The organism is Nostoc sp. PCC 7524 (genome assembly GCF_000316645.1).
GTDB lineage: Bacteria > Cyanobacteriota > Cyanobacteriia > Cyanobacteriales > Nostocaceae > Trichormus.
Genome location: NC_019684.1, coordinates 4,907,271 through 4,928,386, shown reverse-complemented (window position 1 = coordinate 4,928,386; position 21,116 = coordinate 4,907,271). Strand labels below are relative to the sequence as shown.

The window sequence follows — 21,116 nt, the reverse complement described above, 5'->3', positions numbered from 1 at the left end:
AAGCCAGATAAAGACATAACTAAGAGTTGCTAAATTGAAATTGCTCAATATTTAATAGCTATCTATAAAAATTAGGCTCTTAAATCAACTATTGAGCTTATTTCTACAATATTAGAAGTGGCTAATTAATATATTTTTCAAGCGTTAAAAGGTAAATTTACATAGGAGTTAATCATGAGTACACATTCTCAACAGCTTCGCAATTCCACTAAATTATTTAGTGCAATCTTTGGAGGATTACTGATGAGCATAGCAGCAATTCCTCAAGCAACATTTGCACAAGAATTTTTACAGCAACCTCTACAGCAACCTCTACAAAAACCCACTTCTAGAGTTAACCCTTGTCCTAGTATCTTCTACGAACAACCCCACGATGAGCGGGTGTTAGTACCACAAGGATGTCCTCCCAATACCTTAACTCGCAGACTAGCAGATCAAGGACTTCTGCCAGTAACACCCCCTGTTACACAGTCACCATATCAGCCAGGAATGGGGGTAGGTGGAGAAGCACCCGGAACTCGTACCACTGGTATTAATCCTTGTCCTAAGATTTATTACGAAGAACCTTACAATTCTAGAAATGTTGTACCCCAAGGGTGTCCTCCCAATGCTTTCACGCAACAGTTGGTAGCACGAGGTATAAGTCCTGAACAAGTGATTCCCGTTCGTCCAGAGGTTTCTGTACCCCAACCACCTCTACCAAGTGAACGACAACCAGCCAGTGCCAGACTTGCACTCACCAATGGTAGGGTGAATATCAATTTAGTGAATGATACTGGTGCAGAGGTAACTTATCAAGTGATTGGGGATACAGAACCGCGATCGCTAGAGGGTAAAGCCAATGTCATGCTCCGAGGTTTAGGCGCACCGGTTACACTTACACTCTACCGTAAGGATGGCGGCTTAGTAGGAGTAATTCCACAGCCCACCGGGGAAGCTGGAATGTTAAGAGTGACTCTGATCCCAGCAACTGTACCAGGTCAAGATAAAGGTACAGTCAGAATTCAAGAAGACGGGACTGTGTTTTTGAATTAGGCAATAGGCAATAGGCAATAGGCAATAGGCAATAGTCATGAGTTTTTCTCCTCTGCCTCTCTGCTTCTTCCCTGTCACCTGTCACCTGTCACCTCCCCCCTGTCTTCTTCAACATTTGGGTAACGCGATCGCGCAGGAAAACTTCTTTTTTACTGTCTTCTAAAGTTCTTGACAGGATAATGGCTCTTTCATAAAAATTGCGAGCAGTTGGGTAATTACCTAACTGCTCGTAAAGTTGAGCATAAGATTGAAAGGAATTTAATTCTTCTCGGCGATTTTGTAATTCTTGCGCCAGGATTAAGCGTTGTTGGAGTAAGTCAAAGGCGCGTTCGTAACGTCCGACAGCACTGTGGGCGGTGACTAAACCATCAATGGCGCGGATCTGGTTGGCGCGATCGCGGTTCATTTTCGCCATCCGCATGGCTAAACCATAAGTTCCTATGGTATCTGGATAATTACCCGCAGCCAGGTAAGCATCCCCTAGGTTATTTAAAGTATTTAACTCACCGCCAATATCACCAACTTGACGACGATATTTAAGAGCGGTTTCATACAGTTTAATTGCTTTGTTGTAATCTCCCAGCCTAGCTGATACTAAACCTAAGTTACTCAAAGACAAACCTTCACCTTCTCGATTGTTGACATTGCGAGCAATTGTCAGTGCTTCCTCAACTGTTTTCCCGGCTGGGATGGGTTCACCTGCTTGCAACAACAAAGTAGCCAGGTTATTCAGTGCAAAAATCTGAGATTGAAAGTCTTTGGTATCCCGTGCGATCGCTAACTGTCGCCTTAATGCGTCTTCACTTTCTTTGAATCGTCCTAGCTGAATATAAGCTCTCGCCAGCAAATTATACGTCGTACCTTTCGCTTTGACATCACCAATTAATTGATAAATATTCAATGCTTCTAAGCCAGACTCAACAGCTTTTTCCGCAGATCCAGCAGCATATTGCTGTTCACCCAGACGTAATAATGTATCGGCTTCATCTCTAGATTCTCGCCCAAAGGAACTACTAACTGGACGGTGGAGTTGTTGGGTGATGTCAACCGCACCCGCCGCCACAGGATAAAGCAGCACAGTCACCAGTAAAAGGTAAGAACTTAAAAATTTATATTTGTTCACCCACCCAGAGCTAAAAATTGGCGGGTTAGGAATTAAATTTAAAACAGTATGCCTTTGTGTCATAGTACTTACCCCTGAAATTCTGAGTTTCAGTAATAGCTTGCAGAAAAAATTACTGTGTAAGCATGAAGACTAATACTATGCGCGTATATGCTTAGGCTATAATTGCGCTAAATCTTCGCCTAAATAGATAGCACGAATATCTTTAGGTAGTTTGTCCTCTAGCATACGATAGCCTTCCTGGAGAAAATTGGCTACTTCGGGTGGCGTAATCTTTTCGCCTTCTGCTTGCAGGTAAGCAGCAATACGAGTTTCACTCCAATGAAAAGTCTGCGCCATCAATACCATCAATCGCAAAATTGGTGGTAATTGCTCTAAAGCTTGTTCAACGTAGCACCATAGCGGTGGTGAAGTGGCTTGCAGAGAATAATGTATGGCTTCTGTGGGTGGTAGTTGAATTTCGTTAATGCAGACAGCCGTGATATTGATCAGCCAGTTTTGTAAAGTTAAACCAACCTGGCCGGGTGACGGGTTTTTTAAATCCAGTCCGCCGAGTTCATAATAGATATGCCGCCAAGTCAGGGCAAACAAATATTCAGCTTGCACAGGCGATCGCGCAGAATGTTGAATTAAAGTGTAAACTATCGGACTGTAACGGCAAAAAATTACAGTAAAGTATTTGCCAGCATCGGGATGATGCTGAAACAAATCCAGCAGTTCTTGGTCACTGTGATGGAACAGCGACTTCACCAGTGGGTGATTAGCTTCAGGAAAATGAGGAATTTGCATAAATCTGTCGGTGGATAGTAGTTAAGATAGTAATGGCAATAGAAGTTTGAGAGTCAGCCGTATAATATCTTGATGTTTGTCTGTTTCCAGTTAAGACTCAGACAAGTTTAGTCTTGATACACTAGAATGAAGACCCCTTTTGAGTCTTAATAGACAATAATAAAAGCGGCTCCCTCTATATAATTTCTGATTTGTTCATGGTTATAGCAGCTAGTGTGATATCGTTCCTGCTCGCGCCTTTAACTTTAGGCTCTTTTTTGCCCTCCCTTCCCCTAGATAGCCTGTTTTCTACTCAAGGTATTATGGTGATGCTACTAGCAGCCTATGCTGGCGCTATGTGGCTATTTCTCACCAGCGCCCCCAAAGTTCATACTGTAATGGTTTCTGATCTAGAAATTGCCCGACAGTTATATGAAGGGTTGCTAGATTTGCCAGCCGCAGAAGTGCCGTTGCACTACTACTACAACTACGAACAAACTATAGGCGCAACGGGGATAGATCCGCTATATATGTCCACCAGTCCTAGCTGGTCAGGCAGAACAATGAACAACGGCAATGATGGGCTGTGGTATCAATTAAAGAAAAATACCCAATTACACGTTATTACTGGAGCTAGTTTAGGTACTAAAAATCAGCAACGTCACGTTTGTTTTGACCGTGAGTGCTTAGAGATGATTTTATTGCGAGTAGAAACACGCGGCTTAAAGTTCAAGATTCGTAACCAGAAGCCCCTGAATTTTCTCGTTAAAGACTATGAAGGGCGGATTATTGAAATAGCCGAGGTAGCAAATTAGTCTGTAATTATTGGTAATGAAAAGAGGGTGTGTTACGTCAGAGCGCAACACACCCTCTTTATGTGTGTGGATAACTCAAATGAAGGGGAAAAGGATTGAGTAATTTTAGACTTGAGTTTTTCGATGGAGAAAGGGCTGCGGTTGTTTGCCTAATAATAATTTCCAATTAAAAGTGAATCGATTTTCGATTGAAGATCGATTGCTGGAGGTGTTTTAACCTGACACCAACAAAGACAGGAATTTTTAGCCTCTTTTTGCTAAGACTTTACTACCGGAGATCACTGGTGTAGGTTGCTTAACCAGATTGGCTAGCTCCTGTAACTGATGAATAGCCTCTGCACCTTCTAATTTCATCAATTCGCGATCATCCCGCATCTCTGTCCAAGTGATCCCATAGTCGGATACTAAAAACCGGATGAGGTGATTATTTCCCAAGCTGACCATAAATGAAGCACTGTTCATTTGGTCGCCGCAGGTGTAACAAGACGCAAGATATCCCCGGCGTTCTAGTACAATTGCCAAGGCTTGTAGGTTCATTACCAAGTCTTGAACGAATTGCCGATGTTGATGCGCTAGTCTTTGAAACACTTTTGTCCTCCAGACACCACAGTCATTTGAGTTACTTTTATATTTTCTTTAGATTTTCTCATCCATTGGTATTGTAGACTATCCATTACAATTACCGGATAATGATTAGGTAGTTAAATAACTACCTAGCTTAAGGTAAGAGAAAACTTCATTAGTTACCGTATCAAACTATTCAGTTTGAAAAATCAAGTGAGCAGACAGAATTGGTAAAATTAACGTTCTCTTCACGAAAATCTGTCTGATGTGATTGTTTGATGACAGCGATCGCTCTAAGATTAACTCAAGCTTGGCAATAATCAACCACGGGAAAACCACTGATTGCAATTGATTAGTGATGTACACATGATGTAAGTAATGACCACACTTGTAAAGCCGTTTGGCACCTTAGTTTAGACTTGGTTGGTAAGAAAAATGACATATTTTTTTAATGGGAGTTGTTGTATCCCATGATGTGGGTAGCCTCAAGAAGCTTTTCCTCAATCTGTAAAGCAATATGTCAAGTTAATGGACAAGGTTGCCAAGTCTAGTGTTTAGCTGTGGTAGTAGTGGTTAGTCTTGGTAGTAACTGAAACGAAATACTAAATTTTATGAAAATACTACTCCCACCTAAATCGCTACAAGCCCAACACCGAGCATCATGAAACTGAGAATCATCCGGTTGCCATTTCAGCAACATTGTTCTGGCATTTTTAAGAATGCGCTCTAGTTCCATTCATACTCTATTAGGACTTACGGAACTGGCACATTCGTAGGGTGCGTCAGATTTGAGCCTCCTACGGGCGCGATTAACGCTCCCGCAAAATATGAAACAAGCACATTTTTTCGATATTTCTCAAAGCCTTACTGTATAAGGGTTTTAAAATGTGCAAGTTGAGAGTTTTGCGCTATTCTCAACAGATTTTTGGCATCTGACGCACCCTACAAAATAGGTTGAGTGTGACACCTGCATAAGTTCTGTCTATAAAATTCCCAATTACATGAGGTATACCCCACCTCTACATACTACCCCCTAACATTGGAACTTAATGGGATGTACCTCACTACAGAGAGAAACGCTGTATATAGCTTGAGATTAGATTTATTTATCCTCCAAATTGCACACGAACTAATTCTCAAAAAACTTTGCAAGCCCATCATATTGGAGTTTGAAAGCTTGCTACTCTAGCGAGGGTTATAAATAAGTAATAGCTTGCTTGGATCAAGCCAACCACAAAATTTAATATTCCTATTGAATTTACTTTGACATCCTCTATCTCATGAGAGATAAAGTAACTTGTGACTATTTATACAAGTCGAATAAATGCTTGATTGCATGGTTAAACAATCATGGGTTTTGAGGATTAACTAATTAATCTAGGCATGGGAAATAGGTTAGGCTCGATTAGCCCAACAGTCCAGACATAGATAAGAATTTTTACAAACTTAGTGGGAGACAGTTTTAAATGTTTTAAGCTACCACCTGCCACCAACCAAAGGCAGGCCCGATAAAACGAATTGTTATCCACGCAACAACCATCACACCAATACCGATCCAGGCACCGCGAGTAGTCCACGTCACAAAAAGTTCAGCTTGGCTTTTAGTGATAGGAACCCAAGGTAAGATACGAGTATCTTGACCGTAATTCTCTCCCATTGTGGTTTTGCGACGTTTTGCTTCACCCATAACTTATTAATTGGCAATTCAACTTCAGTTCATAAATCCACTTTAATACTTAGGGATTAACTTTTGACGAATTTTTAACTCTTGACTTACACAAGTGTCATAAAGTTATGCTTGGGGCAGTCGATAGTCTGAGTGTGGTAACTCAAATCAACAAAACCGACTGTTGTCGTAAAGATAACAGTCGGTTTTTAATTGGTGATCTTAACTAGAGTTTAGGCTTCTTTGTTCAAAAAGTTTTGAACTTGTCTGAGAGCCGCAGCACCAATGTTAAACACTGCCCAACCAGCAGCAACAGCGATTGGTGCTAAAACGATCGCTACACGAAAATCAATATCCATTTCTAGTACCCCTCTATCAAGTAGAAATTAAAGTTTTGTCAACTACTCTCATTTTTATTTTTAGCTGAAGTGGGCAATTTTGCTAGAGGCTTTTGTAAAGAAAGATTAAATAGTTAGTAGTTATTAGTCAATAGCTTCCTCATCTCCCACCCTACGGGTAGGCTTACGCCATCGTCAGAGAAGCAAGCTACATCTCCCTCATCTCCCCAGTCCCCAGTCCCCAGTCCCCAGTCCCTCACCCAAACCCAATATCTGTCCCCTTTCCGGCGTGTACTAAGGCTAACTTTTTGTAACGTTCGGCGTGTTCGATGAGTTCTGCGGCTTCTTCTGGTGTGACTTGACGTAACACTTTGCCGGGAATGCCTACAACTAGAGATAAGGGGGGTATATTCTTGGTTACTACTGCACCAGCACCAATGATGCTACCAGCCCCAACTCTAACTCCATCTAACACGACTGCGCCGATGCCAATCAAACAGCCGCGCTCAATGTGGGCAGAATGTATGACCGCACGATGTCCTACGGTAACATGGTCTTCTAGGACTGTGGGCAAACCGGGATCACCGTGTAAAATAGCTCCGTCTTGAATATTTGTGCATTCGCCAATTTCAATGCGTTCTACATCCGCCCTAACTACTGCTCCGTACCAAATGTTTACCCCTGCTGCTATTGTGACTGAACCCATGACTACAGCATTAGGTGCGATGAAGGCGGCTTGAGAAAAATCAACAGAAGGCCAGTAAGAAGTGGTAGACACGATAAAATGTGAATATGGTACCCAGGAACACTGGAGAAACTCCATCCTTGGAGCCTGGTTGCAAAACCAGGATATCACAGTGTCGAACCTCCAAGTTGAGGTAGACAACGGTGAAAATTGTTTTTGCTGTGATACTTGTATCTGTAGCCAAGAACAAATCCCCCAGAGTGGTGGAGCCGAAGTGTAAAATCCAACTCACTGGTGCTGGTGAAGAAGAAACTATGTTTATACACACTTCATGATGAATCCAGGTTTGCAGTACCCTATATTTGGCCCTGACATACAGTGTCCCCATTGTCGCCAAACGATTCCGGCGCTGACACTAACTGATACCTATTTATGCCCTCGTCATGGCGCTTTTGAAGCTAATCCCAAAACTGGAGAGTTAGTTCATTTACAGTCTGGGCGACATTGGCGGCGGTGGAATAATGAGTGGTATAGACAGCATACTCATCCTGATGGCATTCGGTTTGAAATCCATGAAGCCTTAGACAAGTTGTACACCCAAGGCTATCGAGCAACACGAGTGATCATCGCCAGACGTTATCAGGAGTTGATGAGTGGCTATTTAGAACGCAGCACTCCTTGGCGTTCGGGACAGCAAGAAACATCATCTGCCAGGCTATACGGCTTACCTGTAGAATTTAGTCCCGATCCAGCTGAAGATCCTTGCTGGGAAGTGATTAATTTTGATTTAGACAAAGAACCGGGTGTTCCCGTGCGCTACCCTTATTTCAGATTGTTTGAGTAAATTTGATGAATTTAGGGGTGTAGGGGTGTGGGGTTTAGGGGTGAAATTAATTCTCTAATTCCCCCTTCCCAATCCCCAGTCCCCAATCCCCAGTCCCCAATCCCCAAAATGCACCACGCTTCTATTCGGACTGCGAATATCCATCAAGCGATCGCCTTTTATGAAATACTAGGCTTCACAGTCTGTGAACGCTTCACTACAGGCTATACCCTCGCTTGCTGGATGGAAGGCTTGGGCGGCAGAATTGAACTTATCCAAATTCCCCAACCAAAACCAGCACCGGATGCGTTCGGAGATGAACATTATGTGGGGTACTATCACCTGTCCTTTGATTTAACTGAGATTACCCCAGATTTACCAGGGTGGTTGACAAATTTACAAGAGCGTGTGTCAGAAAGCGCGGAATTATCACCTTTAAAGATTTTATTGGAACCAACACAGCAGCAGATAGGCGATCGCATTTGGGAAGTTGCCTTCATTGCTGATACTGATGGTTTACCATTGGAGTTCTTGAGACTTTTAACTAAACTTCATTAGTTTATTTTGTTTGTTTTGTGTTTTTATATACATTATCAATGTCTCCGAGGTAACATATCTTCAGGAGAATTAGATGATTCTCCGCACAAGAAATAATTTTTTTTTATACATCTACCAAATAAATGTCTGTATTATCAGCTTGCTATAGATACCGTTTCTATTTGTTGCTGTTTGTGATTTCATTAGTTGCGGTATTATTTCTTGGCAATGAACTTGCTGAAAGTCAACATATAAATAGCTCTAGTCGAGTTAATCACCCAGTAACATTAGTGGCTAAAAATCATCAAGATTTGAAATTAACAGAAAACGTCCAGAAGACAGTGCTGGAAAATGGACTCACTGTATTAATTAAGGAAGTACACACAGCTCCGGTTGTGAGTGTGCAAGTTTGGTATAAGTTCGGTTCACGCCACGAAGCACCGGGAGTTAATGGCATTGCCCACCAACTCGAACATATGATGTTTAAAGGCACAGCCAACCGTCCGACGCAATTTGGTTGGTTGTTGAGTGCTTTAGGTAGCGACTCAAATGCTTTTACTAGCTATGACCAAACAGCTTATTATGGTACGGTAGAACGAGAAAAGCTCAAAGCATTGTTAGTTCTAGAAGCAGATAGAATGCAAAATGCTCTGATGGATAGTGAACAACTAGCTAGCGAGAAGCGAGTAGTCATTTCCGAATTGCAGGGTTATGAAAATAGCCCGGAATATCGTCTTAATCGTGCTATTCTGCGGTCAGTATTTCCCAATCATGGTTATGGTTTACCTGTGGGGGGAACTAAGGCAGATGTAGAAAAATTCCAGGTTGAGCAAATACGGAAATATTATCAACAGTTTTATCATCCCGATCACGCAGTCTTAGTAATTGTTGGCGATTGCCAAGCTGACAAAACTTTAGCAGCTGTGAAAGAAATTTTTGGTAATATCCCCAAGAGTCAACAGTCAAGAGTCCATAGCCAAAAATCCCAGTTCCCATTCCCCAGTCACCAATCCCCAGTTCCCAACCCCATCATCCTCCGAGAACCAGGATCGACAACATTATTAAAAGCTATCTATCCGCTACCACAAGCAAATCACCAAGATATAGCAGCTTTAGAGGTAGCTGATTATATCTTGACGGAAGGGAGAAATTCTCGACTGTATCAAGCCTTGATAGAATCGGGTTTAGCCACTGATATATCTGGTTCGGTAGTGACTTTAGAACAGGCTGGTTGGTATGAGTTATCGGTGACAGCAGATCCTGACCAAGATTTGACTAAAATTGAGTCGGTGTTGAATAATGCGATCGCCAAACTAACTAAAGGAGTAAAAGCCGCAGAATTAGCTAGAGCTAAAAGACAGTTAGAAGCTGCCACAATTTTGAGTAACCGTAGTATCACCGATCAAGCCATGCAATTAGGCAATGATGAGACAACTACTGGTGATTATCGCTTCACAGATTATTATTTAGCAGCCGTTCGTCAAGTTAGCACCGCCGATGTTGTGGATGTATTAAACAAATATCTGTCCAAGTCTGCCCAAACTGTGGGGATTTTTCAACCAATTATCAGTCAAAGTAAGGAAATTGGTGGAAAACACTCACCACGACAAACTACAGAAAATTTATCAAGTAATTCGCCTGTGCCACTGGCTGAGATGATGCAGTATCTACCAGCCATTGATACTGTTCAAAGTAATTCCCCCAACACTACGCTGAAACTACCACAGCAATTTAAATTAGCTAATGGTTTACAGGTATTATTGTTGAGCGATCGCTCAACACCCACCATCACTTTAAGTGGTTATATCAAAGCAGGTACAGAATTTGATCCAGTGGAACAAGCTGGATTAGCCTCACTGGTAGCAGATAGCTTGATGGATGGGACTAAAACCAAAAACGCCTCCACCTTGGCGCAAGCTTTAGAAGACAGGGGAGCGACTTTGGACTTTGCCGCTTACCGCAATGGTGTAGAAATTGAGGGTAATAGTCTCGCTGAAGATTTGCCTGTTTTAATCCACACCTTAGCTGATGCCATTAAACATAGTACATTTCCCCAAAAAGATTTGGAATTGAATCGACAACAAGCTCTCACAGAATTCAAGCAAGAGTTAGATGATCCTTCAGCAGTAGCTAGACGAATCTTTTTACAATCGATTTACCCTACAAAACATCCTCTCCACAAATTTCCGACGCAGGAGAGTTTACGACGCATTAGAAAAAAAGATGTTGTTGCTTTCCAAAATCAATACTATCGTCCAGATACGATGGTATTGGCGATCGCTGGAGATTTTGCACCAGAACAAGTGCGATCTCTCATAGAAGCAGAATTTGGTGATTGGCGCGTTAGTGGTGAACCACCAAGTGTAGAATATCCCCAAGTTTCCAACCCTAGCAGTATTGTGCGGGTGAATCCTGTTGTTCCCGGTAAAGCTCAAGCTATTACTTACATGGGTTATACAGGTATCAAACGTCAAGATCCCAGATTTTACGCAGCTTTGGTTTTAAATCAAATTTTAGGGGGGGATACATTATCTAGTCGTCTCGGAGCAGAAGTACGCGATCGCCAAGGTTTGACTTACGGAATTTTTAGCCACTTCCAAGCCGAAAAAGATTTTGGGACATTTTGGATTGAAATGCAAACCAGTCCAGAAGATGCGAATCAGGCGATCGCTAGTACCCGCAAACTCCTTCAGGAAATTCATCAACATGGTGTCACAGCTACAGAATTAGAGACAGCTAAACGTAGTCTGATTGGTAGCTATAAGGTTTCTTTAGCAGATCCAGAGGAGTTAATCACTACAATCTTGATGAATCAGGTGTATGGGTTAGACACAGGGGAATTACATACTTATAGCCAGAAGATTGAGCAAGTTACTTTGGCGGATGTTAATCAAGCTGCTCGTGAGTTATTGCATCCTGATAACTTGGTTGTGGTGACAGCAGGCCCGGCTATGTTGGCTAACCAAAGTGTTAGATAATGAGTAGAAACGCAGAGTGGCGCAGAGGTACGCGCAAAGTTACGCGGAGTATACTATGGTGAAATTAGTTTGGCGTGGCTGTGTGATTTTGGGATTGTTGGTTTGTCTGGGTTTGATGATTGGTAGTCCAGCGATCGCGGCAAATTATACTGGTGATTTACTCAAGCTACCTGCTACAGAAGTTACCGTGAGTTTAGGTAATGGTGCTAACGAACTTAAGTTTGAGCCGAATCATTTAGACTTTGTAGCGGGGAAACGGTATCAACTGCGGTTAACTAATCCCAGTCAAATGAAGCACTACTTTACAGCGAAAGATTTTGCTGACGGTATCTGGACACAAAAAGTCGAAGCCGGGAAAGTGGAGATTAAAGGCGCAATCCATGAACTGGAACTAAAACCAGGCGCAACAGCCGAATGGGTATTTGTGCCAATGAAGCCAGGAAAATATAATTTACGCTGTTCTATCCCTGGACATACGGAAGCAGGGATGACAGGGGAAATTGCGATCGCTAGTAAGTGAGGCAGGGGAGCAGAGGAGGAAAATCCAATGTCTAATGCCTAATGACTAATGACTAATTCGCAACAAAAAATAAGCTAACGTAAATATGGATAGTATTTCTCAACTAAACTTTAGGTAAAACACTGTAATTTAGCGGTAAGGCGCAAGTAATCACTAACTTTCCATGAACATCCTCACCAACTTACTGTCTCAAGCACCTAAGCCTACAACATCACCCAAACAACGCCGGGGTATTGAAATTAAATCGCCGCGTGAAATTGATATTATGCGGCAATCAGCGAAAATTGTGGCAACTGTCCTTAAAGAAATTTCGGAGTTAGTCAAGCCAGGAATGACTACGGCTGATTTGGATGCTTATGCGGAAAAACGCATCCGTGAAATGGACGCAACCCCCAGTTTTAAGGGATATCATGGTTTTACTGGTTCTATCTGCTCCAGTATCAATAATGAAGTTGTGCATGGTATCCCTAGTCCTAAAAAAGTAATTCGGGCTGGGGATGTATTAAAAGTAGATACAGGTGCTTATTATCAAGGGTTTCATGGTGATTCCTGTATTACTATCGCCGTGGGTGAAGTTACCCCAGAAGCCGCTAGACTGATTCGTGTTGCTGAAGAAGCACTTTATAAAGGCATTGAACAAGTAAAAGCTGGTGCATATCTGCTGGATTTGGCTGGCGCAATTGAAGATCATGTCAAAGCCAATGGTTATAGTGTGGTGGAAGAATTCACCGGACATGGTGTAGGACGCAATTTACACGAAGAACCTTCTGTGTTTAACTTCCGTACACGGGAAATGCCTAATGTTAAACTGCGCGCAGGGATGACTCTGGCGATTGAACCAATTTTAAATGCCGGTTCTAAACACACCAGAACATTATCAGATAGATGGACGGCTGTAACTGTCGATAATTCCTTGTCAGCACAGTTTGAACATACAGTTTTGGTGACAGACACAGGTTATGAAATTTTGACTGATCGCACCAAAGTTTAATTTAGCAAGCAAGAGATTAAAGAGCGATCGCATTAGTCAGGTGCGATCGCTTTTTATTGACTGGATGCCGAAAATTGTTGAACTAAAATATGAACAACGAACCTATTGCGAGCAAATCTCAGACTGATTGGCAACGACTGGATACTATGAATGATCAGGATATTGACTTTTCCGATTGTCCAGAAGTGACTTTTGAACAGTTTGGCAAAGCAGTAGTTAAACGAGGTTTTCGATCAAGAATTCTGTTGATACAACTTTAGAAAAGGATGAGTTTCGGGCTTATATTGAATATTTAAGTCAGCCGATTAACTACACTCCTAAAGATAAAGAGTTAGAGCAGCTATATAAGGTTTATAAACGTCGCACCTTCAAAACAGGTGATATAAAAGCTCTATAGGAATCCGCTTTGATTTTTGAAATTATCTGCGTAGGCAGGGAGTAGGGAGTAGGGAGTAGGGAGTAGGAAAGAGGGATTTTTGAGTGTACGGATTTTTTTTCATAAATCAAATATGAATCCTATATTGAGATTAAAACTCGTAAACAGATTGATTCAACCTTAGCAAAAAAGATTATTAATAAGGGAGGTGTATCTGCTGTCTTAACCACAGGGATAATTACAAAGCCAGCAAAGAAACTCTTTGATGAGCATGATGTAGCATATGCAGAAAATGTCCCAGAGAAGCTGTTTATGGAATCTGAAGCTCAGGAGGAAGGCTAATGTTAGATATAGTATTCTACTCACAAGACAAAGCGACCGTAGAAGCAGTTGACGTTTCACAGAACTTTTACGAGTGGCTACAGCAATCAGACTTTTCTAGGATTGCAGAACCTCAAGAAATGGAGATGAAACCTGATGGAGAAGCTGTTAAAACTTCTGTTATTCCCCTTGAGGGTGGAAATCGCAGAAAGTTTAGCGACTTCTTGCGAGATACAATTGTTCAAGAAAGTGATGATGTGCTGAAAAATTTAGGTGATTCCCCCTCAAAGCAAGAATACACAAAAGCCACCTATAAGCTGAAAACCCTGCAAAGTTTGCGTAAGCTTGTGGAGGATGAAAATTGTAAATACCTAGAGTTTTAGTAGAAGAAACGTAGCGATCGCGGTATCAAAACCCCAATGTAATTCATCTGCGTTCATCTGCGTTCATCTGCGTTTTACTCTCGTCTCAACCCATACCCCCCACCCCCAGGAGTTTCAATCACAAACACATCTCCAGAATTCATCTCCACTACTGCTTTGCTGCTTAATTCCTCCACAGTGCCATTACTTCTTTCCACATAATTTCTCCCCACTTTCCCCGCTTCACCACCGCATAAACCAAAAGGCGCAACAACGCGGTGATTTGCTAAAATTCCGGCTGTCATTGGTTCTAGAAAACGGAGGCGACGAATTACCCCATTACCGCCACTATTTTGACCTTTACCGCCACTATGATGACGAATACCAAAACTGTCCAAAATTACTGGAAATCGCCATTCTAGGACTTCAGGATCAGTAAGGCGGGAATTTGTCATATGGGTGTGGACTGCATCTGTACCCGCAAAATCTGCACCTGCACCGGAACCACCGCAGATAGTTTCATAATATTGATAGTGTTCATTGCCAAAGGTAAAGTTATTCATTGTGCCTTGAGAAGCAGCTAACACACCCAATGCACCATACAAAGTATCTGTAATGGCTTGGGAAGTTTCCACATTTCCCGCCACCACCGCCGCAGGATAACGGGGATTTAACATACACCCTTCGGGAATGAGAATTTCTAATGGTTTGAGACAGCCTGCATTCAAGGGAATATCATCATCTACTAAGGTGCGGAATACATATAAAACTGCGGCTTTACAAACTGCTGCCGGAGCGTTGAAATTATTATTTAATTGCTGGGGTGATGTGCCTGTAAAATCAATTTTTGCACTGCGATTTTCTCGATTAATAGTGATAGCAACTTGAATCTGGCTACCATCATCTAAAGCATAGTTAAAGCTACCATCTTTTAATACTTCAATGACTCGGCGTACAGATTCTTCGGCGTTGTCTTGCACAAACCCCATGTAAGCTTGTACTGTGGCTAAACCGTAATGCTCTACCATGTGTAGAAGTTCTTGCACACCGCGTTCATTAGCAGCAATTTGAGCTTTTAAATCGGCAATATTTTGATTGATATTTCTGGCTGGATAGGGTTCACTCGCTAATAATTTTCTTAATTCTATTTCTCGGAATTCACCAGCTTTGACTAACTGGAAATTATCTAATAATATTCCTTCTTCTGTGACATTTTTACTATTGGGAGGCATGGAACCCGGAGTGATGCCGCCGATATCTGCATGATGTCCCCGTGAGGCGACGTAGAAGAGGGGGGAGTGGGGATGAGGGAGTCGGGAGTCGGGGAAGACTGGGGTAATGACGGTGATATCTGGGAGGTGAGTTCCACCGTTGTAGGGGTTGTTGGAAACAAAGACATCTAGGGGTTTGATGGTGTCGCCATAGGCTGTAATTAAAGCTTGGACGCTTTCACTCATGGAACCTAGATGCACGGGAATATGGGGTGCGTTGGCGACTAACTGTCCAGAACTATCAAAAATCGCGCAGGAGAAATCTAGCCTTTCCTTGATGTTGACTGAGGAACTGGTATTTTGTAAGGTTATCCCCATTTGTTCAGCGATCGCTCGAAATAAATTATTAAATATCTCCAGCATTACGGGATCTCTTTGGGTGGGGAGTGGGGAGTGGGGAGTAGGGAGTGGGGATTTGGTGGTGACTCGCTGTAAAACTAGATGATTACGATGAGTTAATTCTGCTTGCCAATGGGGTTCAATCACGTTTGTACCCGTTGGTTCTACAATGATTGCCGGGCCGGAAATATCATCTCCTGGTTGTAAATCCTCTCGCTGATATACGGGTGTAGAATGCCATGCGCCAGCCGTGTACATCTGTACAGTCGCAACGGCAGCTGGTGGTTGATTATCCCGGCGTGAGACGATGGCTTCTTGTGGTGCATCATGTCTCGCTACTACTTCCACAGCTACCGCTTCTACAATCAGCCGCTTCTCTGGGACGATAAACCCGTAACGTTGACGATGCAAATTTTCAAATTGCCTCTGCATCGTTGTTATCTCACCAAAATCGACAATTAACGACGCGTCTGTTCCTTCGTAGCGCAAATGCACCTGACGATAAATATCTGTTTTTTCTTCTACTTCTGTAACTCTATGGTTGAGTTCTTGCTGTCCTTGTTTTGCCAATTCCGCAAATACTAACTCTAGTTCAGACAGGACATCATCACTTAAAACACTTTCTACAGACTGTTCCCGCATTGCCCGCACATCAGCTAAACCCATACCATAAGCTGACAATACCCCAGCGTAGGGATGAATAAACACTTGCTGCATCCCCAAAGCATCAGCAATTAAACAAGCGTGTTGTCCACCCGCACCGCCAAAACAACACAGCGTATATTCGGAAACGTCATAACCACGCTGGAGAGAGATTTTTTTAATCGCATTCGCCATTTTATCAACTGCGATCGCTAAAAATCCCGTCGCCACTGCCTCTGGTTTCCTGGAATCACCAATTTCCGCCGCCAACTGCGTAAATTTTGCTCGCACCACCTCTGCATCTAGCGGTAAATCAGCATTCAGCCCGAAAACTTTGGGAAAAAACTCTGGTTGCAACTTCCCCACCATCACATTGCAATCCGTCACCGTTAACGGCCCCCCTTTGGAGTAGGAAGCAGGGCCAGGATTTGCTCCGGCTGATTCTGGCCCCACCCGATAACGAGAACCATCAAACTGCACAATTGAACCACCACCAGCAGCAACGGTGTGAATTGCCATCATAGGTGTGCGTAGACGTACCCCTGCAACTTCCGTTTCAAAGGTGCGTTCATACTCGCCGTTGAAATGGGCGACATCTGTAGATGTACCACCCATATCAAAGCTGATAATCTTGTTAAATCCTGCCATTAAACTTGTCTGCACAGCCCCAACAATTCCACCGGCTGGCCCTGATAAAATACTGTCCTTCCCTTGAAAGTTCTCAGCATCAGCAAGTCCCCCATTGGATTGCATGAACATGATAGTGGGGGAGTGGGGACTGGGGACTGGGGACTGGGGACTGGGAAGAATTGCAACCTTGTCCCCCTTCTCTACCTCGTCACCTAACTGACTTGCAACCTGATCTATGTAACGTCGCAGAATCGGGGATAAGTAAGCATCAACGACAGTCGTGTCACCCCGACTGACTAATTTCATTAAAGGGCTGACTTCGTGAGATACGGAAACTTGAGTAAAACCAATACTTCTGGCTAAAGCAGCAACCTGTTTTTCATGTTCAGTGTAGCGGTAGCCGTGCATGAAAGCGATCGCACAAGCACGAATCCCATGATTAAATGCTGCTTGCAATTGGGGACGAATAACCTCTAGATTGACGGGGGTTAATTCCTCACCTTGGGCGCTGTAGCGTTCTTCTGCCTCAATGACCTGCTCATACAGCATTTCTGGCAAAATAATCTGACGGGCAAAGATATCGGGACGGTTTTGATAACCGATTCGCAGCGCATCTCGAAAACCTTTAGTGATTACTAAGACTGTGCGATCGCCTTTTCTTTCTAATAGGGCATTTGTTGCCACAGTCGTCCCCATTTTCACGGCAGCAATTTGATTGGCGGGAATGGCTGCATCTGTAGCGATTCCTAAAATTTCCCGAATCCCTTGCACTGCTGCATCAGTATAGCGTTCAGGATTTTCCGACAACAGCTTGTGAATTAATATCTTGCCATCGGGACGCTTCGCCACAATATCAGTAAACGTACCGCCACGATCAATCCAAAATTCCCAAGCCATTGTCAGTTCCTCAATTGCCAGCACCGCTATTTGTAGATTAGCGCGATGTGCAACTTATACCAATTTGCAATGGACTAACGCCCTGCTCCGAAGATCGCAATTCGCAGTTCGTAATGACATTTTCTGAGTAAGTCGGGGGGAAAAACACAAATATGTTAATCAAGATACACTAGATTAAAACTCTCTCGCCCCCTACCTCCGGCATTATGCCGTTTGAGTATCTTCAGTAGTCACTTCTTCTGTACTTGCCTTGATGCGGCTGAATGTGCTTCTGCGAATGCGTTCACTCTTACGAACTCCACCAGCCATTTCATATTCTTTGCTATCCTTGCCGTACTTAAATGCAACTCCAATTAACATTTTTTCCGAGAGGTCGCCCAAAACTTTTTCTAACTCTTTAATTTCATTTTTAGAGGAATTAATTACCGCTAGTGCAGTATTGTAGCCATCAATTTTAGTGCGTAATTTATCAATGATTAGGCTCATGTTTTGTAAGTTGCGTCCATCCCCAAAATCCATGTTGGGATCAATTGCTCTGAGTCCTGAGCATCTTAATTCAACTTTTTCGATAATTGGGGATGTACTTTTCTTTCGAGACATAGAATGCACTCTGGTTTGTAGGTTTCCAATACTAGCTTGACCTACAAAGCTAAGTTTCTGGGTCAGCAGAATTCACAAATATTTGTATTTTTTACAACAAGTTAATTAATGTTATTTAGTGATAATACTGAAAACAACTCGCATTCGTAACGAAACTGAATCTTGTGGTAACAAAATCAATTGCGTTGGTAACGAAACTGAATTGTGTGGTAACGAAATCAATTACGTTGGTAACGAAACTGAATTGTGTGGTAACAAAATCAATTACGTTGGTAACGAAATTAATTTTATTGTCTGCGATCGCCTGTGGTGTACGAAGATGATTACACCCAAAGACAGTTAGTTAGTAGTGCGTATTCATAAAGTGCGATCGCATCCCTTCAGTGAGAATGAGCATTACATCTAAATTTTACGCTAAATTGCGAAAATACACATAGAAGCCGTGTGTTAATAAAGAAATAGGATCTACCTAAGTAAAGTGGCACATGAAACCCTTAACTACTGCTGCGATCGCCATTGGCTTTGTAGTCGCCACTAAAGCCTTAGAAAAAACCAAGGATTTTAGAACAGGAATGATATTGATTGGCGATCGCAGTTGATCTCAAACCAGACTCAGAACGCCAAATTTTTAACCAGTCGGGATTCTGGTTATTGATGGAGCGATCGCCTTACTCATACTGATGCCCCAGTTATGGTAAATTCCTCAATACCAGTTGTGGTATATACAGAGTTATGATTTTGTAAGTTATCAGAATATTTACTAAACGTTTTAGGTTAACAAGATGACTGTTGAAAAAAAGCATTGGTTTCAAATCGCTTTTCAACTTAAAGGTTCAGTTATTTCAGCAATTTACAAACGTGTTATTTGCTGTGCCTTATTTGGTGTCTTAGTTTCTCTACTTTATTTCTTAAAAATACCTGTATCTCAACCAATTTTAAGTAGTGTTATTCCTAGTATTGTTTTAGGTTTATTACTGGTCTTCCGCACAAATACCGCTTATGATCGTTTTTGGGATGGCAGAAAATGCTGGGGTTCGATAGTCAATAATACCCGGAATATAGCCAGACAAATTTGGGTATCTGTGGATGAAAAAGGAACGAAAGATAAAGAAACTAAAATCGCAGTTTTATATTTATTAGTAGCTTTTGCAGTAGCTACTAAATTGCATTTACGCGGAGAACGCATCAATCAGGAATTAGAAGACTTAATCTCACCTTCTAAATATTTCAAGCTGCAAACCATGAATAATCCTCCCCTAGAAATAGCCTTTTGGATTGGAGATTATTTGCAGCAGCAATATACTCGTAATTGCTTAAACAGTTATCAACTAACTTCTATCCAAGAATTATTAAACAATTTGGTTGATAATTTAGGAGCTTGTGAACGGATTTTAAAAACACCTATGCCTTTAGCTTATTCCATTCACTTAAAACAATTGTTGTTACTTTACTGTTTGCTCTTACCTTTTCAAATGGTAGAGAATTTAGGCTGGTGGACTGGTTTATTTGTGGGGATAGTCAGTTTTACTTTATTCGGGATAGAAGCCATTGGTTTAGAAATAGAAAATCCCTTTGGTTATGATGCTAATGATTTACCATTAGATGCGATTTGTCTCACGATGAAGCGGAATATTGAAGATTTAATTAGTTTGTCTCCCAATGTGCGTTTATCTATGATGGGTGGAAAGCCATGATCATAAACGCAAAGGGAGCGTGGTGAACCAGCGTTGTAGGAGGGTTTCCCTCCGTAGACGACTGGTGTTAGCGCAGCGTTAGCGACGCTAGGAGCGCCACCCAAAGGGAGGTAAGCGCAGAGTATGACACAGAGAGATTGGTTTGTACGTTTAGTCAATGAAGTTCTCTCAATTACAGTCGCCGGATAGCTATTTCTAAGCCTTCGCACACACCTGTGAGAAAATCTAAATCAAGGGTGGCGATCGCATCACTCGCTTGATGATAATGAGGATTTCGCAAAAAGGCTGTATCTGTCACCATTATGGCTGGATAACCTGCATCCCAAAACGGTGCATGATCACTTAATCTAGTTTGGGGAACGATTGAACCCCTTTTGGGTACTGGTAGCCATTGACTGGATATACCAGCTTGACGAATACTACGACTCATACCAATTAAGTCAGGGATTGTGCGTAAATTGCCAATTAAGGCAATAAAATCACCTGTATTGGGATAAAACCTTTCCAGTGGGGCAGGATATCTCTGCGAACCCGGAGTAAAATCCCGATATCCCAACATTTCTAAAGACATCATCAGGCGTAACGGTTGCTGTTGTTGTCGCAGTAAAGCCGCATAGTCAGCACTACCCAACAAACCATACTCTTCCATATCGAAAGCCACCAACCGCAAGGGGTATTTGACGGGTTGAGCGGCAAACTTTCTGGCTAACTCCAATAACACCGCCACACCTGTGGCATTATCATCAGCCCCTGACGTTCCAGGTACAGCATCATAGTGTGCGCCAATTAAAATTGGTGGTAAATCCTGTTTTTGAGTTCCAGATTGGGCGGGTAAATTGAGGATGAGATTATGACAATTTTTATTTCCCACTTGAAAGGTGTGGATTTCCACACTTCCCCATTGAGCCAATTCCTGGCGGATATATTCTTGGACAAAAAAATGTCCTGCACTCGCCATGTAAGGATCACGTTCTCGTGCAATCTCGTTGAGGTAATTGTGTAATCTCTCTTTTAAATTCAAGTGTTTAGTACAGTTGTAATATCAAAGTAAAAAACAAATATTGTCTGGGTGGATTTCCCAACTTGAAGGTGTCATGAAGTTGAATAAATGGTCTACAAGATTCCAGACCGCTAGGACATA

Annotated in this window: 20 protein-coding genes; 10 read left to right on the top strand and 10 right to left on the bottom strand. The window is 42.3% G+C overall.

Annotated features, from left to right (window positions below; all coding sequences use genetic code 11):
* The first annotated feature begins 174 nt into the window (after positions 1–174).
* The gene (locus NOS7524_RS19890; RefSeq protein ID WP_015140281.1) at positions 175–1,035 is read left to right on the top strand and encodes a hypothetical protein; all 861 of its coding nucleotides are present in this window, start codon (positions 175–177) and stop codon (positions 1,033–1,035) included.
* 88 nt (positions 1,036–1,123) lie between these two features.
* Here NOS7524_RS19890 and NOS7524_RS19885 read toward each other — a convergent pair whose 3' ends face one another.
* A complete protein-coding gene (locus tag NOS7524_RS19885) occupies positions 1,124–2,221 on the bottom strand; it encodes a tetratricopeptide repeat protein (RefSeq protein WP_015140280.1) in 1,098 nt (365 codons plus the stop codon).
* Positions 2,222–2,317: 96 nt separating this feature from the next.
* Entirely contained in the window at positions 2,318–2,947 is a 630-nt protein-coding gene (locus NOS7524_RS19880) for a DNA-directed RNA polymerase sigma-70 factor (protein ID WP_015140279.1), read from the bottom strand.
* 197 nt (positions 2,948–3,144) lie between these two features.
* Here NOS7524_RS19880 and NOS7524_RS19875 point away from each other — a divergent pair, with 197 nt between their 5' ends.
* The gene (locus NOS7524_RS19875; RefSeq protein WP_015140278.1) at positions 3,145–3,741 is read left to right on the top strand and encodes a hypothetical protein; all 597 of its coding nucleotides are present in this window, start codon (positions 3,145–3,147) and stop codon (positions 3,739–3,741) included.
* A 243-nt stretch (positions 3,742–3,984) separates the two neighbouring features.
* On the opposite strand, the gene NOS7524_RS19870 is transcribed toward NOS7524_RS19875, so the two are convergent.
* The 5 genes from NOS7524_RS19870 to NOS7524_RS19850 all read right to left on the bottom strand — a co-directional run bounded on the left by NOS7524_RS19870 (position 3,985) and on the right by NOS7524_RS19850 (position 7,087).
* Entirely contained in the window at positions 3,985–4,329 is a 345-nt protein-coding gene (locus NOS7524_RS19870; protein ID WP_015140277.1) for a DUF1815 family protein, read from the bottom strand.
* Between the two features lie 523 nt (positions 4,330–4,852).
* Complete coding sequence (locus NOS7524_RS19865; protein WP_015140276.1) at positions 4,853–5,041, bottom strand: hypothetical protein; 189 nt, start codon at positions 5,039–5,041, stop codon at positions 4,853–4,855.
* 735 nt (positions 5,042–5,776) lie between these two features.
* A complete protein-coding gene (locus tag NOS7524_RS19860; protein ID WP_015140275.1) occupies positions 5,777–5,992 on the bottom strand; it encodes a DUF2839 domain-containing protein in 216 nt (71 codons plus the stop codon).
* 212 nt (positions 5,993–6,204) lie between these two features.
* Positions 6,205–6,330: a photosystem II protein Y gene (locus tag NOS7524_RS19855; protein ID WP_015140274.1), complete on the bottom strand. Its 126-nt coding sequence runs from the start codon at positions 6,328–6,330 to the stop codon at positions 6,205–6,207.
* Between the two features lie 235 nt (positions 6,331–6,565).
* Positions 6,566–7,087 carry a gamma carbonic anhydrase family protein gene (locus NOS7524_RS19850; RefSeq protein ID WP_041555390.1) on the bottom strand — a complete coding sequence of 174 codons (522 nt, stop codon included), beginning with the start codon at positions 7,085–7,087 and terminating at the stop codon, positions 6,566–6,568.
* A gap of 241 nt (positions 7,088–7,328) precedes the next feature.
* On the opposite strand from NOS7524_RS19850, the gene NOS7524_RS19840 reads away from it, so the two are divergent.
* From NOS7524_RS19840 to NOS7524_RS19815, 6 genes are all read left to right on the top strand, one after another.
* A complete protein-coding gene (locus tag NOS7524_RS19840) occupies positions 7,329–7,838 on the top strand; it encodes a TIGR02652 family protein (protein ID WP_442789482.1) in 510 nt (169 codons plus the stop codon).
* A gap of 108 nt (positions 7,839–7,946) precedes the next feature.
* The gene (locus NOS7524_RS19835; protein ID WP_015140271.1) at positions 7,947–8,375 is read left to right on the top strand and encodes a VOC family protein; all 429 of its coding nucleotides are present in this window, start codon (positions 7,947–7,949) and stop codon (positions 8,373–8,375) included.
* 122 nt (positions 8,376–8,497) lie between these two features.
* The gene (locus NOS7524_RS19830) at positions 8,498–11,332 is read left to right on the top strand and encodes a M16 family metallopeptidase (protein ID WP_015140270.1); all 2,835 of its coding nucleotides are present in this window, start codon (positions 8,498–8,500) and stop codon (positions 11,330–11,332) included.
* A 115-nt stretch (positions 11,333–11,447) separates the two neighbouring features.
* Positions 11,448–11,852, top strand: coding sequence for a cupredoxin domain-containing protein (locus NOS7524_RS19825; RefSeq protein ID WP_442789481.1), 405 nt, complete (start codon positions 11,448–11,450; stop codon positions 11,850–11,852).
* Between the two features lie 163 nt (positions 11,853–12,015).
* A complete protein-coding gene (gene map, locus NOS7524_RS19820) occupies positions 12,016–12,843 on the top strand; it encodes a type I methionyl aminopeptidase (RefSeq protein ID WP_015140268.1) in 828 nt (275 codons plus the stop codon).
* 717 nt (positions 12,844–13,560) lie between these two features.
* Positions 13,561–13,923, top strand: a complete 363-nt coding sequence (locus tag NOS7524_RS19815) for a hypothetical protein (RefSeq protein WP_015140267.1) — start codon at positions 13,561–13,563, stop codon at positions 13,921–13,923.
* 74 nt (positions 13,924–13,997) lie between these two features.
* Here NOS7524_RS19815 and NOS7524_RS19810 read toward each other — a convergent pair whose 3' ends face one another.
* The gene (locus NOS7524_RS19810) at positions 13,998–17,681 is read right to left on the bottom strand and encodes a hydantoinase B/oxoprolinase family protein (RefSeq protein WP_015140266.1); all 3,684 of its coding nucleotides are present in this window, start codon (positions 17,679–17,681) and stop codon (positions 13,998–14,000) included.
* A 204-nt stretch (positions 17,682–17,885) separates the two neighbouring features.
* Complete coding sequence (locus tag NOS7524_RS19805) at positions 17,886–18,281, bottom strand: hypothetical protein (protein ID WP_015140265.1); 396 nt, start codon at positions 18,279–18,281, stop codon at positions 17,886–17,888.
* Between the two features lie 118 nt (positions 18,282–18,399).
* Between NOS7524_RS19805 and NOS7524_RS19800 the strand changes: the two genes are divergently transcribed.
* Positions 18,400–18,624: a hypothetical protein gene (locus NOS7524_RS19800; RefSeq protein ID WP_015140264.1), complete on the top strand. Its 225-nt coding sequence runs from the start codon at positions 18,400–18,402 to the stop codon at positions 18,622–18,624.
* Between the two features lie 439 nt (positions 18,625–19,063).
* A complete protein-coding gene (locus NOS7524_RS19795) occupies positions 19,064–19,975 on the top strand; it encodes a bestrophin family protein (protein WP_015140262.1) in 912 nt (303 codons plus the stop codon).
* Positions 19,976–20,147: 172 nt separating this feature from the next.
* On the opposite strand, the gene NOS7524_RS19790 is transcribed toward NOS7524_RS19795, so the two are convergent.
* On the bottom strand, positions 20,148–20,996 hold the full coding sequence (locus NOS7524_RS19790) for a M28 family peptidase (RefSeq protein ID WP_015140261.1): 849 nt from the start codon (positions 20,994–20,996) through the stop codon (positions 20,148–20,150).
* Positions 20,997–21,116 lie beyond the last annotated feature (120 nt).

Excerpts from the sequence above, each read along its gene's own strand:
- NOS7524_RS19885 (WP_015140280.1), bottom strand. The coding sequence starts at position 2,221 with ATGACACAAAGGCATACTGTTTTAAATTTAATTCCTAACCCGCCAATT.
- NOS7524_RS19830 (WP_015140270.1), top strand. The coding sequence starts at position 8,498 with ATGTCTGTATTATCAGCTTGCTATAGATACCGTTTCTATTTGTTGCTG.
- NOS7524_RS19840 (WP_442789482.1), top strand. The coding sequence starts at position 7,329 with ATGAATCCAGGTTTGCAGTACCCTATATTTGGCCCTGACATACAGTGT.
- NOS7524_RS19865 (WP_015140276.1), bottom strand. The coding sequence starts at position 5,041 with ATGGAACTAGAGCGCATTCTTAAAAATGCCAGAACAATGTTGCTGAAA.
- NOS7524_RS19805 (WP_015140265.1), bottom strand. The coding sequence starts at position 18,281 with ATGTCTCGAAAGAAAAGTACATCCCCAATTATCGAAAAAGTTGAATTA.
- NOS7524_RS19890 (WP_015140281.1), top strand. The coding sequence starts at position 175 with ATGAGTACACATTCTCAACAGCTTCGCAATTCCACTAAATTATTTAGT.
- NOS7524_RS19810 (WP_015140266.1), bottom strand. The coding sequence starts at position 17,681 with ATGGCTTGGGAATTTTGGATTGATCGTGGCGGTACGTTTACTGATATT.
- NOS7524_RS19855 (WP_015140274.1), bottom strand. The coding sequence starts at position 6,330 with ATGGATATTGATTTTCGTGTAGCGATCGTTTTAGCACCAATCGCTGTT.
- NOS7524_RS19825 (WP_442789481.1), top strand. The coding sequence starts at position 11,448 with ATGATTGGTAGTCCAGCGATCGCGGCAAATTATACTGGTGATTTACTC.
- map (WP_015140268.1), top strand. The coding sequence starts at position 12,016 with ATGAACATCCTCACCAACTTACTGTCTCAAGCACCTAAGCCTACAACA.
- NOS7524_RS19835 (WP_015140271.1), top strand. The coding sequence starts at position 7,947 with ATGCACCACGCTTCTATTCGGACTGCGAATATCCATCAAGCGATCGCC.
- NOS7524_RS19815 (WP_015140267.1), top strand. The coding sequence starts at position 13,561 with ATGTTAGATATAGTATTCTACTCACAAGACAAAGCGACCGTAGAAGCA.
- NOS7524_RS19795 (WP_015140262.1), top strand. The coding sequence starts at position 19,064 with ATGACTGTTGAAAAAAAGCATTGGTTTCAAATCGCTTTTCAACTTAAA.
- NOS7524_RS19875 (WP_015140278.1), top strand. The coding sequence starts at position 3,145 with ATGGTTATAGCAGCTAGTGTGATATCGTTCCTGCTCGCGCCTTTAACT.
- NOS7524_RS19880 (WP_015140279.1), bottom strand. The coding sequence starts at position 2,947 with ATGCAAATTCCTCATTTTCCTGAAGCTAATCACCCACTGGTGAAGTCG.
- NOS7524_RS19860 (WP_015140275.1), bottom strand. The coding sequence starts at position 5,992 with ATGGGTGAAGCAAAACGTCGCAAAACCACAATGGGAGAGAATTACGGT.